General features: G+C 49.3%; 14 protein-coding genes. 7 read left to right on the plus strand and 7 right to left on the minus strand.

Going from position 1 to position 13,495, the window contains the following annotated elements; all coding sequences use genetic code 11:
- Positions 1-5: 5 nt before the first annotated feature.
- Genes J2Y43_RS07620 through J2Y43_RS07635 form a run of 4 tightly spaced genes read left to right on the plus strand, consistent with a single transcriptional unit; the run spans position 6 to position 3,408 of the window.
- Entirely contained in the window at positions 6-1,121 is a 1,116-nt protein-coding gene (locus J2Y43_RS07620) for a 2Fe-2S iron-sulfur cluster-binding protein (RefSeq protein ID WP_309980528.1), read from the plus strand.
- A gap of 41 nt (positions 1,122-1,162) precedes the next feature.
- Positions 1,163-2,242, plus strand: coding sequence for an NADH-quinone oxidoreductase subunit NuoH (gene nuoH, locus J2Y43_RS07625; RefSeq protein WP_106594065.1), 1,080 nt, complete (start codon positions 1,163-1,165; stop codon positions 2,240-2,242).
- Between the two features lie 18 nt (positions 2,243-2,260).
- Positions 2,261-2,854, plus strand: a complete 594-nt coding sequence (locus tag J2Y43_RS07630) for an NADH-quinone oxidoreductase subunit I (protein WP_106594064.1) — start codon at positions 2,261-2,263, stop codon at positions 2,852-2,854.
- 35 nt (positions 2,855-2,889) lie between these two features.
- Positions 2,890-3,408, plus strand: coding sequence for an NADH-quinone oxidoreductase subunit J (locus tag J2Y43_RS07635; protein WP_106594063.1), 519 nt, complete (start codon positions 2,890-2,892; stop codon positions 3,406-3,408).
- A gap of 78 nt (positions 3,409-3,486) precedes the next feature.
- Here the strand turns inward: J2Y43_RS07635 and gcvP are convergent, their stop codons facing one another.
- The 3 genes from gcvP to J2Y43_RS07650 all read right to left on the minus strand — a co-directional run bounded on the left by gcvP (position 3,487) and on the right by J2Y43_RS07650 (position 8,100).
- Entirely contained in the window at positions 3,487-6,381 is a 2,895-nt protein-coding gene (gene gcvP / locus J2Y43_RS07640; RefSeq protein WP_309980524.1) for an aminomethyl-transferring glycine dehydrogenase, read from the minus strand.
- A 131-nt stretch (positions 6,382-6,512) separates the two neighbouring features.
- Positions 6,513-6,746 (minus strand): hypothetical protein, encoded by a 234-nt coding sequence (locus J2Y43_RS07645; protein WP_309980522.1) that lies wholly within the window; start codon positions 6,744-6,746, stop codon positions 6,513-6,515.
- 97 nt (positions 6,747-6,843) lie between these two features.
- The gene (locus tag J2Y43_RS07650; protein WP_309980520.1) at positions 6,844-8,100 is read right to left on the minus strand and encodes a metallophosphoesterase; all 1,257 of its coding nucleotides are present in this window, start codon (positions 8,098-8,100) and stop codon (positions 6,844-6,846) included.
- A 159-nt stretch (positions 8,101-8,259) separates the two neighbouring features.
- Here J2Y43_RS07650 and J2Y43_RS07655 point away from each other — a divergent pair, with 159 nt between their 5' ends.
- Positions 8,260-8,481 carry a hypothetical protein gene (locus tag J2Y43_RS07655; RefSeq protein ID WP_223401493.1) on the plus strand — a complete coding sequence of 74 codons (222 nt, stop codon included), beginning with the start codon at positions 8,260-8,262 and terminating at the stop codon, positions 8,479-8,481.
- Positions 8,482-8,486: 5 nt separating this feature from the next.
- Here the strand turns inward: J2Y43_RS07655 and J2Y43_RS07660 are convergent, their stop codons facing one another.
- A complete protein-coding gene (locus J2Y43_RS07660) occupies positions 8,487-9,047 on the minus strand; it encodes a YqgE/AlgH family protein (RefSeq protein ID WP_309980518.1) in 561 nt (186 codons plus the stop codon).
- A gap of 90 nt (positions 9,048-9,137) precedes the next feature.
- On the opposite strand from J2Y43_RS07660, the gene J2Y43_RS07665 reads away from it, so the two are divergent.
- Positions 9,138-9,665 (plus strand): gamma carbonic anhydrase family protein, encoded by a 528-nt coding sequence (locus tag J2Y43_RS07665; RefSeq protein ID WP_309980516.1) that lies wholly within the window; start codon positions 9,138-9,140, stop codon positions 9,663-9,665.
- Here J2Y43_RS07665 and J2Y43_RS07670 read toward each other — a convergent pair.
- A complete protein-coding gene (locus J2Y43_RS07670) occupies positions 9,626-9,994 on the minus strand; it encodes a hypothetical protein (protein WP_309980513.1) in 369 nt (122 codons plus the stop codon). The two genes, J2Y43_RS07665 and J2Y43_RS07670, sit on opposite strands and share 40 nt — an antisense overlap.
- Before the next feature lie 514 nt (positions 9,995-10,508).
- Here J2Y43_RS07670 and J2Y43_RS07675 point away from each other — a divergent pair.
- Positions 10,509-10,778 (plus strand): helix-turn-helix transcriptional regulator, encoded by a 270-nt coding sequence (locus tag J2Y43_RS07675; RefSeq protein ID WP_309980511.1) that lies wholly within the window; start codon positions 10,509-10,511, stop codon positions 10,776-10,778.
- A 4-nt stretch (positions 10,779-10,782) separates the two neighbouring features.
- On the opposite strand, the gene J2Y43_RS07680 is transcribed toward J2Y43_RS07675, so the two are convergent.
- Together J2Y43_RS07680 and J2Y43_RS07685 are read right to left on the minus strand one after the other, a co-directional pair.
- Complete coding sequence (locus tag J2Y43_RS07680; RefSeq protein WP_309980509.1) at positions 10,783-11,415, minus strand: VTT domain-containing protein; 633 nt, start codon at positions 11,413-11,415, stop codon at positions 10,783-10,785.
- 96 nt (positions 11,416-11,511) lie between these two features.
- Positions 11,512-13,404 (minus strand): ABC-F family ATP-binding cassette domain-containing protein, encoded by a 1,893-nt coding sequence (locus J2Y43_RS07685; RefSeq protein WP_309980507.1) that lies wholly within the window; start codon positions 13,402-13,404, stop codon positions 11,512-11,514.
- Positions 13,405-13,495 lie beyond the last annotated feature (91 nt).

Here is a 13,495-nt window from a genome sequence, read left to right on the forward strand (position 1 = left end):
CTGACATGGAAGAAGTTAAACCCCAATTGTTGAAAATTACATTCGATGGCATCGAGGTCGAAGTAGAACCCGGCACTACCATCATGCAGGCGGCGCGGAAGATTGCCGAGGCAGATGAGAGCCAGGGGCACCTTGTTCCGCCAGCGATGTGCTACTATAAACCGCTTCCGGTTTCCGGAGGTAAATGCCGTGCGTGTCTGGTAAAAGTGTCGGCAGGTTCCGCGAAGGACCCCCGCCCGATGCCTAAACTGGTCCCTTCCTGCATCACGCAGGTTCAGGATGGAATGGTGGTTGAGAACACGACCAACCAGGCTGTACTCGATACCCGCAAGAGCATTGTAGAATTCCTGCTGATCAACCACCCGCTCGATTGTCCTATTTGCGACCAGGCCGGTGAATGTCATTTGCAGGATTTCGCATTTGAGCACGGGTCCGTTAAAACCCGTTACGAAGAGGAAAGAAGGACGTTCGACAAGATCGATATCGGTCCGCACGTGCAGCTGCACATGACTCGCTGCATTCTTTGCTACCGCTGCGTGTACACCGCTGACCAGATCACCGACGGACGTGTGCACGGCGTCATGAACCGCGGGGATGCTTCGGAAATCAGCACCTACATCGAGAAAGCGATCGATAACGACTTCTCCGGAAACGTGATCGACGTATGTCCGGTGGGCGCATTGACCGACAAGACATTCCGCTTCAAAAACCGCGTGTGGTTCTCGAAACCGGAAGACGCTCACCGCGACTGTGACAAATGCTGCGGCAAAACGACTGTATGGTATCGCGGTGATGAAATAATCCGCGTGACGGCCCGCAAAAACACCTGGGGTGAAGTGAATGACTTCATTTGTAATACCTGCCGTTTTGAGAAGAAAAAAACCAGTGACTGGGTATTGGAAGGTCCTACCAAAGTAAAACGCAGCTCGGTAATCTCTGCCAACAAATACCGCAAAGATCTCGTTGCAAAACCGGATTTCGCATTGAAACTGGCAGCATCGCAGTTCAAACAGATCGACGACTCGCGGCCTTACGTGACGGACGAAGAGACTATCCGTCACCAGAGCATCGAGAATAACGACAAGGCCAACCACCGTTCATTGGCCGCCAACAATAATTAAGAGAATCAGTAGTCAAAGCAGCCGGACAAAATTGCTTTCAAATGGATTTAGTAGAATTTCTTGTTAAAACCGTAACCATCGTTGCCGTTTTCGGACTAACGCTCCTCATCGCCATGTACTCCACATGGGCGGAAAGAAAGGTAGCAGGTTTCATCCAGGACCGCAGCGGGCCTAACCGCGCCGGTTGGGGCGGGCTTTTGCAACCGCTCGCCGATGCGGGTAAAATGTTCTTTAAAGAGGACTTTATTCCCGCACTGGCCAACAAATGGCTCTTTATCGCCGGCCCGAGTTTGGCGATGCTCACGGCATTGCTTGCGAGCGCTGTAATTCCTTTCGGCAGCACATTCCGCATTGCGGGCCATGAAGTGGCATTGCAGGGCGTTGAATCTAACATCGGTATCCTCTACGTTTTCGGCGTTGTAGCGCTGGGTGTGTATGGTATCATGGTCGGTGGTTGGGCTTCCAACAACAAATTCTCGCTTCTCGGAGCAATCCGCGCAGCTTCTCAAAACATTAGCTACGAGGTGGCAATGGGGCTTTCCCTGATCGCCATCCTGATGATGAGCAGCTCGCTTTCACTGGGCGAGATCGTGGCGCAGCAGCATGGTATGAACTGGAATATCTTCTACCAGCCATTGGGCTTCATCATTTTCATTACCTGCTCTTTTGCGGAGTGTAACCGTGTTCCTTTCGACCTTCCCGAGTGCGAAACGGAGCTCGTAGGTGGTTACCACACCGAATACGGCAGTATGAAACTCGGTTTCTACCTGTTCGCCGAGTATATCAACATGTTCATTTCTTCGGCGATTATTTCCGTGCTGTATTTCGGCGGTTATAACTATCCGGGAATGGATTTCGTGTATGCGCAACTGGTGAAGTCTTTCGGGCCGGATACAGGTCACAACATTGCGACATTGATCGGAACGGCTGTTTTCTTCGGAAAAGCATTGTTCTTCGTGTTCTTCTACATGTGGGTGCGCTGGACAATCCCGCGTTTCCGCTACGACCAATTGATGAACCTTGGCTGGAAAAAGCTGATCCCTCTTGCTATTTTTAACATTATTATCACCGGTGCAGCTGTGCTTTTCTTGAAGCCTGTGATCACCGCGTGGTTGAATTAATTCCAAAATCGTATTGCCATGCAATTGACAAATCGCTCAAAGCAAGTAAGCAATAAAGAAATGACGCTGGCGGAGCGCGCCTACCTGCCTGCTATCGCAACAGGTCTGGCGATTACGATCAAGCACTTTTTTTCAAAGAAAGTAACGATCCAATACCCGGAAGTGAAACGGTACCTGGGACCGGTTTTCCGCGGAAGACATATCCTGAAAAGAGACGCGGAAGGTCGTGAAAGATGTACAGCCTGTGGTTTGTGCGCGGTAGCATGTCCTGCGGAGGCTATTTCAATGGTAGCGGCCGAGCGCGAGAAAGGTGAAGAAAACTTGTATCGCGAAGAAAAATACGCGGCAGTGTACGAAGTGAATATGCTGCGCTGCATTTTCTGCGGCCTTTGCGAGGAAGCTTGCCCGAAACAGGCCGTGTACCTGCGCCACGATGAGTTCGTTCCGGTATTTACCGAGCGCGACCAGGTGATCTGGGGTAAAGACCTCCTCGTGGAAGATATGAACAACCGCTATACCCGCGAAGCCTGGACGAAGGAGGAAGCGCGTGCGCTGGATGCCAAAAGGGCCAGCGGTGAGGTCACCAACGTTGTTCCACGAGCTATTCCCTGATTGGTAAACCAAGACTGTCAGCAGTTACTAACATTATGAATTCAGCAGTATCATTTTTTTACTTTCTATCCTTCCTGACCATCCTGAGCGCGGTGATGGTTGTGGTATCGCGTAACCCCATTCACAGCGTTCTGTACCTGATCCTGACGTTCTTTACACTCTCGGGGCATTACATTCTGCTGAATGCGCAATTTCTCGCGGCCGTGAACATTATCGTGTATGCCGGGGCGATTATGGTACTCTTCCTCTTCGTGATCATGTTCCTCAATATGAAGCAGGACCAGGAGGAAGCCAAGACTAATTTGACCAAAATAGCCGCGACAATCGTCGGTGGGACTGTTTTCGTGATCCTTTTCGGTGCTTACCGCAAAACCGCTATCGAGCCATTCAACCCGCAGACTTATGATTCGCAGATCGGTATGATCGAAAGCCTGGGACACATGCTTTTCCGCGATTACCTGTTGCCATTTGAACTGGCCTCGATCCTTTTGCTCGTAGCAATGGTGGGAGCCGTATTGTTAGGTAAAAGAGAGATCGGCGAGCGCCACTTCTAGTTTAGAATTTTATTTCAAGACATAAAAAATGGAGATGCCCTTTCGGACATCTCCATTTTTGTTTTATCAGCTATCAGATTAAGCTTCTTCTACTTCTGAGTAAGCTTCAACCGGGATACATGAGCAAATCAGGTTACGGTCACCGTAAGCGCTGTCGACGCGGCTTACGCTTGGCCAGAACTTATTGAAGCGCAGGTAAGGCAGCGGGAACGCAGCTTTTTCGCGGCTGTAAGAGCGCGTCCAGTTTTCGCTCAGCAATACACGCGATGTATGCGGTGCATTCTTCAAAACGTTGTCTGTACGGTCTGCAACGCCTTCTTCCACTTCGCGGATTTCGTTACGGATCGCGATCATCGCGTCACAGAAACGATCCAGCTCAGCTTTCGATTCAGATTCGGTCGGTTCGATCATCAATGTACCTGCAACCGGGAATGAAAGCGTAGGTGCATGGAAACCGTAGTCCATCAGACGTTTTGCCAAATCCTCGGCCTCTACGCCAGCTGCCTTGAATCCACGGCAGTCGACGATCATTTCGTGCGCACAGCGGCCATTTGTGCCGGTGTAAAGCACTTCATAATGTCCGTTCAGGCGTTCCTTAATGTAGTTTGCATTCAGGATTGCGAATTTGGTCGCATTGGTAAGGCCTTCGCCGCCCATCATCGCGATGTACGCATAAGAGATCGTCAGGATGCTGGCGCTGCCATAAGGTGCCGCAGAAACTGCTCCGGCCTGTCCGTTCGGCAAATGCTCAGGCTGCGTGCTGAAATTCACGTGACCTGGCAGGAACGGCATCAGGTGCTCGGCAACGCCGATCGGTCCAACACCAGGGCCGCCGCCGCCGTGAGGGATACAGAATGTTTTATGCAAATTGAGGTGGCAAACATCCGCGCCGATGCTCGCAGGGCTTGTAAGACCTACTTGTGCATTCATATTCGCGCCGTCCATATAAACCTGCCCGCCGAATGAATGGATCATTGAACAGATTTCGATAATGCTTTCTTCGTAAACACCGTGCGTCGATGGATAAGTTACCATCAAACACGACAGATCGTTGGCGTGTTGCTCCGCCTTTGCACGCAGATCTTCCACATCAATATTTCCGCGCTCGTCGCATTTGGTCACCACTACCTTCATACCGGCCATAACAGCGGATGCCGGGTTGGTACCGTGTGCCGAGGAAGGGATCAATGCCACATTGCGGTGTGCCTCGCCGCGGCTCTCGTGGTAAGCACGGATAGCCATCAGACCTGCATATTCACCTTGTGCACCCGAATTCGGCTGGAACGACATCGCTGCAAATCCGGTAATTTCGCAAAGCCAGGTATTTAGCTCGCTCACCAGCTGTGCATAACCACCTACCTGGTTGGTAGGCGCAAACGGGTGAATACCACCAAATTCCGGCCAGGTAAGCGGGATCATTTCAGCGGTCGCATTCAATTTCATGGTACAGCTACCCAGTGAAATCATGGAATGTACCAAAGAAAGGTCTTTGTTTTCCAGCGATTTCAGATAGCGGAGCATCTCGTGCTCGGTGTGGTGGGTATTGAACACCGGGTGCGTCAGGTATTCCGACGTTCTCGCCAGATTTTCCGGAAGCGAGAATTCGAGATCTTCATCGATCACCATTTCGCCCTGGAAGCCCGAAACCTCTGCGAATACATTCAACAATGCGATTACATCATCGAACGTCTTGGCTTCATCAAACGAAACCGAGAGGCTTTCATCACCGTGGTATTTCAGGTTAATACCCCATTTCAACGCCTGCTCGCGCAGCTTGCGGGTCAATGGTGTATTGATCGTCACCGTATCGAAATAAGTTTCGGTAACAACCTCATAATTGAATTTCTTCACTGTATCCACAAACAGGCGGGTAAGGCCGTGCACGCGTGCGGCAATGCTCTTGATACCCTCAGGTCCATGGTAAACCGAATAAGCGCCGGCGATAACGGCCAGCAATACTTGCGCGGTACAAATGTTGGAAGTCGCTTTTTCACGGCGGATATGCTGCTCACGCGTCTGCAACGCCATGCGCAATGCGCGATTGCCTTCGCCATCCACCGATACGCCGATGATACGGCCCGGGATCTGACGTTTGAAGGCATCTTTCGTGGCAAAATAAGCTGCGTGCGGGCCGCCATAGCCCATCGGCACGCCAAAACGCTGTGAAGAACCGATCACGACATCAGCACCCATCTCACCCGGTGATTTCAGGAGCGTCAATGCGAGCAGGTCCGCCGCTACCGCTACTGAAATACCCAGCTCATGAGCCGAAGCAATAAAGTCGGTATAATCGATCACCTCGCCGTCGGTAGCCGGGTACTGAACGAGCGCTGCGTAAATATTTTCGTCGGTAAGATCAACCGTTGCGTGGTTACCCACTACCACATCGATTCCGACAGGTTTCGCACGGGTGTAGATCAGGTCGATCGTCTGCGGATGGCAGAGCTCTGAAACGAAAAATGTATTGGCTTTTTTTCTTGAAGCACCTTTTATCGCGTGCAGCATTGTCATCGCCTCCGCTGCCGCCGTAGCTTCATCGAGCAATGATGCATTCGCGATTTCCATGCCAGTGAGATCCGTCACGACTGTCTGGAAGTTCAGCAGCATTTCAAGACGCCCCTGAGCGATTTCCGCCTGGTATGGAGTGTAGGCAGTATACCATGCCGGATTTTCGAGGATATTCCTCAGAATGACATTCGGTGTAATGGTGTCGTAGTAGCCCGTGCCGATGTATGATTTCAGCACCGCGTTTTTGGAAGCAATTCTTTTGATGTATTGTAAAAATTCCTGCTCCGATTTGGGCCTCGGCAAATTCAGTGGTTTTTGTAAACGAATCGCAGAAGGCAGAGTCTGGTCAATCAGTTCATCTACTGACCCGGCTCCGATAGTCTTCAACATTTCCTGCAATTCCTGTTCATCTTTACCGTGGTGACGGTTTTCAAACTTGTCCTGGTTTCGAAGATTAACTTTCATTCAAGTTAGGCTGAGAATGCCGCTATTAGGTGATTTTAAAATACAAAAGTAAGCAAATCCAAGCAAATCTCTCAGAGATCGATGGCTATGCTTACTCTTGAATATGTACAAAATGTATGAACGGGAAGTTCCTAGTGGTTAGGGCAGCCGCAATCGGTTTTTCTTTTGAAGATTCCGAGAAATTTCTTGGACCTTGGCTTCTTGTAACCTTTGTATTTTTTCTTTTTACCAAACAATTCCACTTTGGTTGCATCGGGCGTCGCTACGTCCGGTGCCGAAGCTGCGGCTGCCGAAACTGTCTGTACGCCTGAAATACTGCAAATCAGAGCCAGTACCAGAAGCCAGGGAGTGATTTTCTTAATCATGTTCGTTGTGATGGATCGTCAAAGGTTACTAATGCAACGCAATGCGCGCCGGTTTCGGTATGCATTGCGCCAACCCTTTCACAATTTTCCGAAATTTTTAAGCCTTTACCAATTCCAGGATCGTGATTTCGGGAAGGATACCCACGCGGCCCGGATAACCCAGGTAGCCAAACCCACGGTTGACATACAAATACTGGTCATTTTCCTCATAAAGCCCTGCCCATTGCTTGTAACGGTATTGCACCGGGCTCCATCTCACATTGCCGATTTCCACGCCGAACTGCATTCCGTGCGTGTGCCCCGCAAGCGCGAGGTCGATGTCTTTGTATTGAGGCAAAACCTGCGCTCCCCAATGGCTGGGATCATGTGAGAGCAATATTTTCACAGGATAATCATCCGTATGCGCGTAAGCCTTTTCCAGATTTCCGTATTTGGCAAAATTACCGGCTCCCCAGTTTTGGATGCCGATCAATCCGATGGATTCGCCATCTACGGTGATGGGCCGGTTTTCGTCCAGCATCAGTTTCCAGCCCAACAATTCGTGCGCTTTTTTCAAATTGGCGAGGTTGCTGCTCTTGGCATTCGCATCGGGCCATTGGAAATAATCGCCATAATCATGGTTACCCAGTACCGAATGCACGCCCAGCGGCGCTTTCACTTTATCGAAAATATGGATGTAATCCTGCACTTCCTTGGCACGGTCGTTCACAAGGTCGCCGGTGAAGAATGCAATGTCAGGCTTTTCCTTCATCAACATTTCAACGCCACCTTTTACCGCCGTTTTATTGAAAAAGCTACCTGAGTGAATATCCGAAAGCTGAGCTATTTTCATTCCGTGAAATTGTCTCGGCAAATTTTTCAAAGGCACTTTCACCCGACGAATGCGGTAGTCGTGCGCGCCGGAGAGAATACCATATGCGAATGTGCCCATTAACCCCGCTCCGGCAACAACCGCTGTCGTCGCCAGAAATTGCGAACGTGGGATCGTTAGCTCCCCCGTTTCGGGTGAAGGCGTTGCAACGGAAGGCGCAAAAAAGCTGACGATCCATTGAAAAAAGCGACGCACATCGTCGACGAGCAGAATCACAACCGCCAGTAATTTGGATAAGTAGGGAATGGCAATAAATGCGAATACAAATGTCCGGGTAGTGCTTTTGAAATAATCGGGCGGGAGTAATTGCATTCCGATATAAGCGCCCAGCGTAACGATTGTCAGTGCCCAATATGCCCCTCCGATCCAGCGTTGTGTTAATGGGCTCAGGCTTCGGACGGCCAGTTTTAATCCCTGCCAGACATACCAGTCGATGGCAAAGAGTATAAAAGTTAGTATGATAAAAAAGAAGGTTCTGTTCATTTTAAAATGATAGTTGTCATATCAACGACAAACATATGCAAAGTCTTTCACGTTCAGCAGCCAACCGGGATTTTGGATGAATGTATGTCATGGATGAATGAAGGTTAATTTCGGCAGCTAAGCGGTTTTCGGTATTTTTGTACCTTACTCTACTCGAATATGCCCAAATACGATTTCAAACGGTTCCACATCCGGTCGATGAATGCGGGATCGGACCAGGAGAGAGCGGCGATCAATCAGGAACTGAAAGATTTGTACGCGTCGCTGCCTGATGACGAGAAAAAGATTTTCAATGAGGAATTACAGCATTTCCTCACCCACGAGGTTGCGCGGATTAAGTCGGATTATGAGTCGGTGAGAGGCTTGAACCAGCCTAACTAACGGAGTCAGTTAAGGCGCGGGTCGATGGGGTAATGTGCAATGGAACGGTATTCACCGCCCATATTACGGAGTATTTCGCGCCAGAAATTCCCTGCCGGTGTCGAGAACAGGAAATCGGAAGTGGTACTGGAAATGATCCACGAATCCTGCTTGATCTCCTCGTCGAGCTGCCCGCCGCTCCATCCCGAGTACCCGATAAAGAACATGACGTCCTCCTGTTTGAGTGTATTCAGGTTAAGCAGCGTTTTGACATTTTCGAAATCACCACCCCAGTAAACGTCCTTCATAATCTCCGTTCCCCCGGCAACGAGGTCGGGGCGGCGATGGATGAAATGTAATGTGTTTTTTTCGACAGGACCACCGAGGTGCAGCGTGATGTCCTGATAAATGGTCTCGTCCAGCACATCTCCCAAGAACAAGTCGGTGGTTTGGTTGAGCACAAACCCGAAACTTCCCTGTTCATTATGTTCGCACATAAGGATAACTCCCCTTTCAAAATTGGGATCGCCCAAAAACGGCTTGGCGATGAGCAAGCTTCCTTTTGAAACTTTCGCAGCTGACGGCATGACCTGGCAAATTGTTAATTCAACAACGAAATATATTTATTTTTCGCACTGAAAAACTGATATTGCCCAAAATATAATAAAAATAAGATCATGGCATTGATAAAACCTGTCCGCGGACATCACCCTACCTACGACGAGAGTTGCTGGTTTGCAGAAAACGCTACCATTGTGGGCGACGTGGTGATGGGAGAAAATTGCACTGTATGGTTCAATGCGGTGATCCGCGGCGACGTAAACAGCATCCGGATCGGGCATCATTCCAATGTCCAGGACGGCGCCGTGATCCATTGTACCTACCAGCGATTCGCTACCACGATCGGAAGTTACGTTTCAATTGCGCACAATGCCATCGTGCATGGCTGTACCATCGAAGACCACGTTCTGATCGGCATGGGCGCCATCGTGATGGACGGCGCCGTTGTAGGCGAAGGGGCCATCATTGCCGCCGGAGCCATTGTTACCCAAGGCACCAAAGTCCCTCCCGGCACCATCTACGCCGGCAACCCCGCCAAATACCTGAAAGACGTTTCACCGGAGTTAAACGCCGCCATTGATCGCACCGCCAATAATTATCTGATTTATTCGGGCTGGTTTAAGGAGGAAGAAGGCTCGAAATAACGATCATTCCGGACATCCACACCCGGCGGAATCAGGATCATTGCCTCTGGCACGCGGTTTTCGAAAAGCGACTTTCTTTTGCGTTTTACGGAACGGTACATTACCAGATATGTACTGATACTTACGAGCGGTCCCGTAGCTGGCTTCGAAAGCTGAAAAGCGAACGACAACTTCCCAAGAGCGAAACCGCATAACAATGAAGGCAGCATAGCTCTTTTGATTAGTTTGATCTTATCAATATTGACAATATCCTCATAAGAAGCGAAGCCGCCGCTTCCGGGAATGAATGGGTTGGCACGAAGAACGATCCCGTCATGGCGGATGGTCACCACTTCTCCAAATAAGAATTCCTCCTGCCCGAAGGAATTCTTTTGGATACATCGTATAAACTGCCCCCTTTTGACTTTGATGGTATGTTTTGTTTCGACGGATTGAATCAGAAAGTAAGGCTTCTGCGCTGAGGCAGCTGAAAAAGCTGACAACAAAAATAAGCACACCGAAATTACATAGCGGTTTATCCAGCTTAGCATCTTCAATAGCTATTTATCAAATACCGGAAACCAGGCAGACGTAATTACCCTTTACACATCGGTCGAAGTGGAGCATTATGGCGTATAATGCCTCATTCAGTGCATTGCGGTTCAAGTTTGTTGATGAATCACCCATCTATTTTGCGTTATGTGAAACTACCTCACAAAGCAAATGAATTACTTGCCGGGTGCTGTTGCGGAAAGCGCAGGGGTACTTGCGGTTTCCGCACATAATTGATGGGAAAGGGTGCGGGCTGTTTGGCAATTTCAAAAAGCCACTAAATTTGTCAAGCCACTCATAACGAAGCACACTATGACAGATTTTGGAAGTAATTTCAGGAAGTTGAGAGAATGGGCAGGGCTCTCCCAGGAGGCGCTGGGAATTAGTTTGAATGTATCTGCTTCGGTCGTCAACAGGATCGAAAACAATAAGAGGAAGCTCGATATTCAGATACTGCAAAAGCTGGCGGCCAGTTTGCAGCTGGACATATCGCTGGTAGTAACGGTTCTGTTTAAAGGAAAGGCGGCGCTGCCGAAGCAAAAAGCCCCGAAACCCGGAAAGGTCTTACCTGTTCCAGCCTGATGTATTATTCGGCCATACCTTTCCGGGCGTTCAGGTAACCTTTAATCACCGTGAAAGTCGTAATTGCGAGGAAGAAGAGAATGATATACTGCACATAATCCACGATCCATGGGAATTTTTCTCCGAAAAGATAGCCGCCGCCTGTTAACGTAAAAATCCAGATCGTTCCGCCCACCACATTATTGATCAGAAAAGAAGGGAAAGACATTTTTACCAATCCCGCGAGAATAGGCGCGAATGTGCGCACGATGGGCAGAAACCGACTGATAATGAGCGTGCGGCTTCCGTATTTTTCAAAGTAATTATGGGTGGTTTCAATGTGTTTTTTCTTGAAAAAGAAAGAGTCGGGCCGGTTTTTGAAAATATCTCCGAAGTACTTTCCAAATACATAGCCAACCAGCGAGCCCAATATCGCGGCTGTCAGCATGCTGGTCAGCAAAATGAGGATCGGCACATCGAGGATCCCGGTACCACAAAACACCCCCGCGAGGAAAACAAGGTAATCGCCTGGCAGAAAGAATGCGAAAAACAACCCGTTTTCAGCAAATACAATAAAAGTAATCACCAGGAGCCCGCCAGTACGGATGATTTCCTCCGAATTAACGATGTACTGGAAAAACTCGACAATTGAATCCATAAGCTATAATCTGAGTTGGGTTGCCGGCGAATAACTGCCGGCGGCCAGCTGCGACCGTCTCCGGCCCGCAGCTACCTGTTTGTTGACTTTTTAAAATTAAGCATTTTCCGACAGTTCCAGCCAGCGCATCTCCTTCTCGGCCTGACTGTCGTTGATTTCCTCTATCTGTTTCGACCATTTGGCCAGATCCTCGTGGGAGCCCCCTTTGTTCAGGTTTTCTACCAGCTGTGTTTTCGTCACTTCCATTTTAGCAATATCCGCTTCCAGCTGCTCCATTTCCTTTTGCTCCTTGTAGCTTAGTTTCCGTTTTGCAGTAGCCGCAGGCGTTGCTGCTACCGGTTCCCTGGGAGCTAGTACAACGGGCGCAGCAGGCTTGGGCGCATTCGTCGCTGCTAGTTTCTTTTCGGCCTCCTGCTCATCCTGATAATCCCTCAGTTCAGTATAGTTACCCGGGAAATCACTGATCTTACCATCTCCTTCGAACACGAAAATATGCTGCACGAGCCTGTCAAGGAAGTAGCGGTCGTGAGAAACGATCATCAGACAGCCCGGGAAATTGAGCAGAAACTCTTCGAGCACATTCAAACTATCGATATCCAAATCGTTTGTAGGCTCATCGAGGATCAGGAAGTTCGGCTGTTTGATCAGAATCAATAGAAGCTGCAAACGACGCCTTTCTCCTCCGCTTAGTTTCGATATAAAATCATATTGCTTTGACGGCGAGAAAAGGAATGCCTGCAACAGAACGCCCACAGTCACTGTTTCGCCAGTCCCCAACTGTACTACCTCAGCTACATCTTTTACGATGTCGATGACGCGCTGGTTTTCATTAAACACCAGATCCGTTTGTTTGTAATAGCCAAACTGGACCGTTTCTCCGGTACTGATCTTACCTTTATCAGGCTGCAATTCGCCCGTAATCATGTTCAGGAGCGTCGATTTGCCCATTCCATTCTTGCCCACCACACCAATGCGGTCGCCGCGACGGAACGTATACTCGAAGTTTTTGATCAGCTGACGTTCGCCGAAGCCCTTGCTGATATTTTCCAGCTCGATGATCTTGCTGCCCAGGCGCGAGGTCCGCACATTGAGCTCCATTTGCACATCAAACTTCTTCTGACTGGCCTTCTCTTTCAAATCCTCGAATGCGTCAATGCGGTATTTGGCCTTGGTACCACGCGCTTTCGGCTGCCTTCTGATCCATTCCAGCTCCTTGCGCATAAGGTTACGCGCTTTGTCGATCGTCGCTGCTTCGAGTTCCTCGCGCTCCGCTTTCTTCTCGAGGAAGTATGAGTAGTTTCCTTTATAAGTATATGCCGAACCATGGTCGAGTTCGAGCATCTGGTTGCAAACGGTGTCGAGGAAGTAACGATCGTGGGTTACTACCAGCAATGTCGTATTTGAAGTATTCAGATATTCTTCCAGCCATTCGACGGTATCGAGGTCGAGGTGGTTGGTTGGCTCATCCAGAATAAGCAGGTCAGGATCTTCGAGGAGCACTTTGGCCAAAGCCACGCGCTTGCGCTGGCCGCCGGAGAGTGTTCCGTAGGCATTATCGGTGTGGTGAATGCCGAGCCGACCAAGAACTTCCTTTGTTCTGTATTCAAAATCCCATGCATTCAGCTTGTCCATATCCTCCATTACTTCCGCGAGCTCGTCGTGAAGGTCATTCTCAATGGCATGCTCGTAGCGCTTCACCACCTGTGCAACCGGGTTATTCGATGAAAATATCACTTCCAGCACCGGCAGGGATTCATCAAATGCAGGGCTCTGGTCGAGATAGCCAACGCGGATGTCTTTACGGATGCTTACCTCACCTTCGTCGGCGGGGATCTTGCCTGTGAGGATATTCAGAAATGTGGTTTTTCCGGTGCCGTTCGTTCCGATTAACGCCACCTTATCGCCTTTGCTGATCCCAAAACTGATATTCTTAAACAGCCACCGGTCACCGAATGACTTTGCTATATTTTCCGCCGAAAGATAGTTCATGTTCAAATGTGAAATTCTGTATATGCAAAGTTAGGACAGATATTAAACAACGAAGAAAAAATTCGCTTTCATAGGGTAAATAGGCTAATAT

The organism is Dyadobacter sp. BE31, from assembly GCF_031457695.1.
Lineage (GTDB): Bacteria > Bacteroidota > Bacteroidia > Cytophagales > Spirosomataceae > Dyadobacter.

Excerpts from the sequence above, each read along its gene's own strand:
- gcvP (WP_309980524.1), bottom strand. The coding sequence starts at position 6,381 with ATGAAAGTTAATCTTCGAAACCAGGACAAGTTTGAAAACCGTCACCAC.
- J2Y43_RS07635 (WP_106594063.1), top strand. The coding sequence starts at position 2,890 with ATGAATTCAGCAGTATCATTTTTTTACTTTCTATCCTTCCTGACCATC.
- J2Y43_RS07630 (WP_106594064.1), top strand. The coding sequence starts at position 2,261 with ATGCAATTGACAAATCGCTCAAAGCAAGTAAGCAATAAAGAAATGACG.
- J2Y43_RS07655 (WP_223401493.1), top strand. The coding sequence starts at position 8,260 with ATGCCCAAATACGATTTCAAACGGTTCCACATCCGGTCGATGAATGCG.
- J2Y43_RS07650 (WP_309980520.1), bottom strand. The coding sequence starts at position 8,100 with ATGAACAGAACCTTCTTTTTTATCATACTAACTTTTATACTCTTTGCC.
- J2Y43_RS07680 (WP_309980509.1), bottom strand. The coding sequence starts at position 11,415 with ATGGATTCAATTGTCGAGTTTTTCCAGTACATCGTTAATTCGGAGGAA.
- nuoH (WP_106594065.1), top strand. The coding sequence starts at position 1,163 with ATGGATTTAGTAGAATTTCTTGTTAAAACCGTAACCATCGTTGCCGTT.
- J2Y43_RS07675 (WP_309980511.1), top strand. The coding sequence starts at position 10,509 with ATGACAGATTTTGGAAGTAATTTCAGGAAGTTGAGAGAATGGGCAGGG.
- J2Y43_RS07645 (WP_309980522.1), bottom strand. The coding sequence starts at position 6,746 with ATGATTAAGAAAATCACTCCCTGGCTTCTGGTACTGGCTCTGATTTGC.
- J2Y43_RS07660 (WP_309980518.1), bottom strand. The coding sequence starts at position 9,047 with ATGCCGTCAGCTGCGAAAGTTTCAAAAGGAAGCTTGCTCATCGCCAAG.
- J2Y43_RS07620 (WP_309980528.1), top strand. The coding sequence starts at position 6 with ATGGAAGAAGTTAAACCCCAATTGTTGAAAATTACATTCGATGGCATC.
- J2Y43_RS07685 (WP_309980507.1), bottom strand. The coding sequence starts at position 13,404 with ATGAACTATCTTTCGGCGGAAAATATAGCAAAGTCATTCGGTGACCGG.
- J2Y43_RS07665 (WP_309980516.1), top strand. The coding sequence starts at position 9,138 with ATGGCATTGATAAAACCTGTCCGCGGACATCACCCTACCTACGACGAG.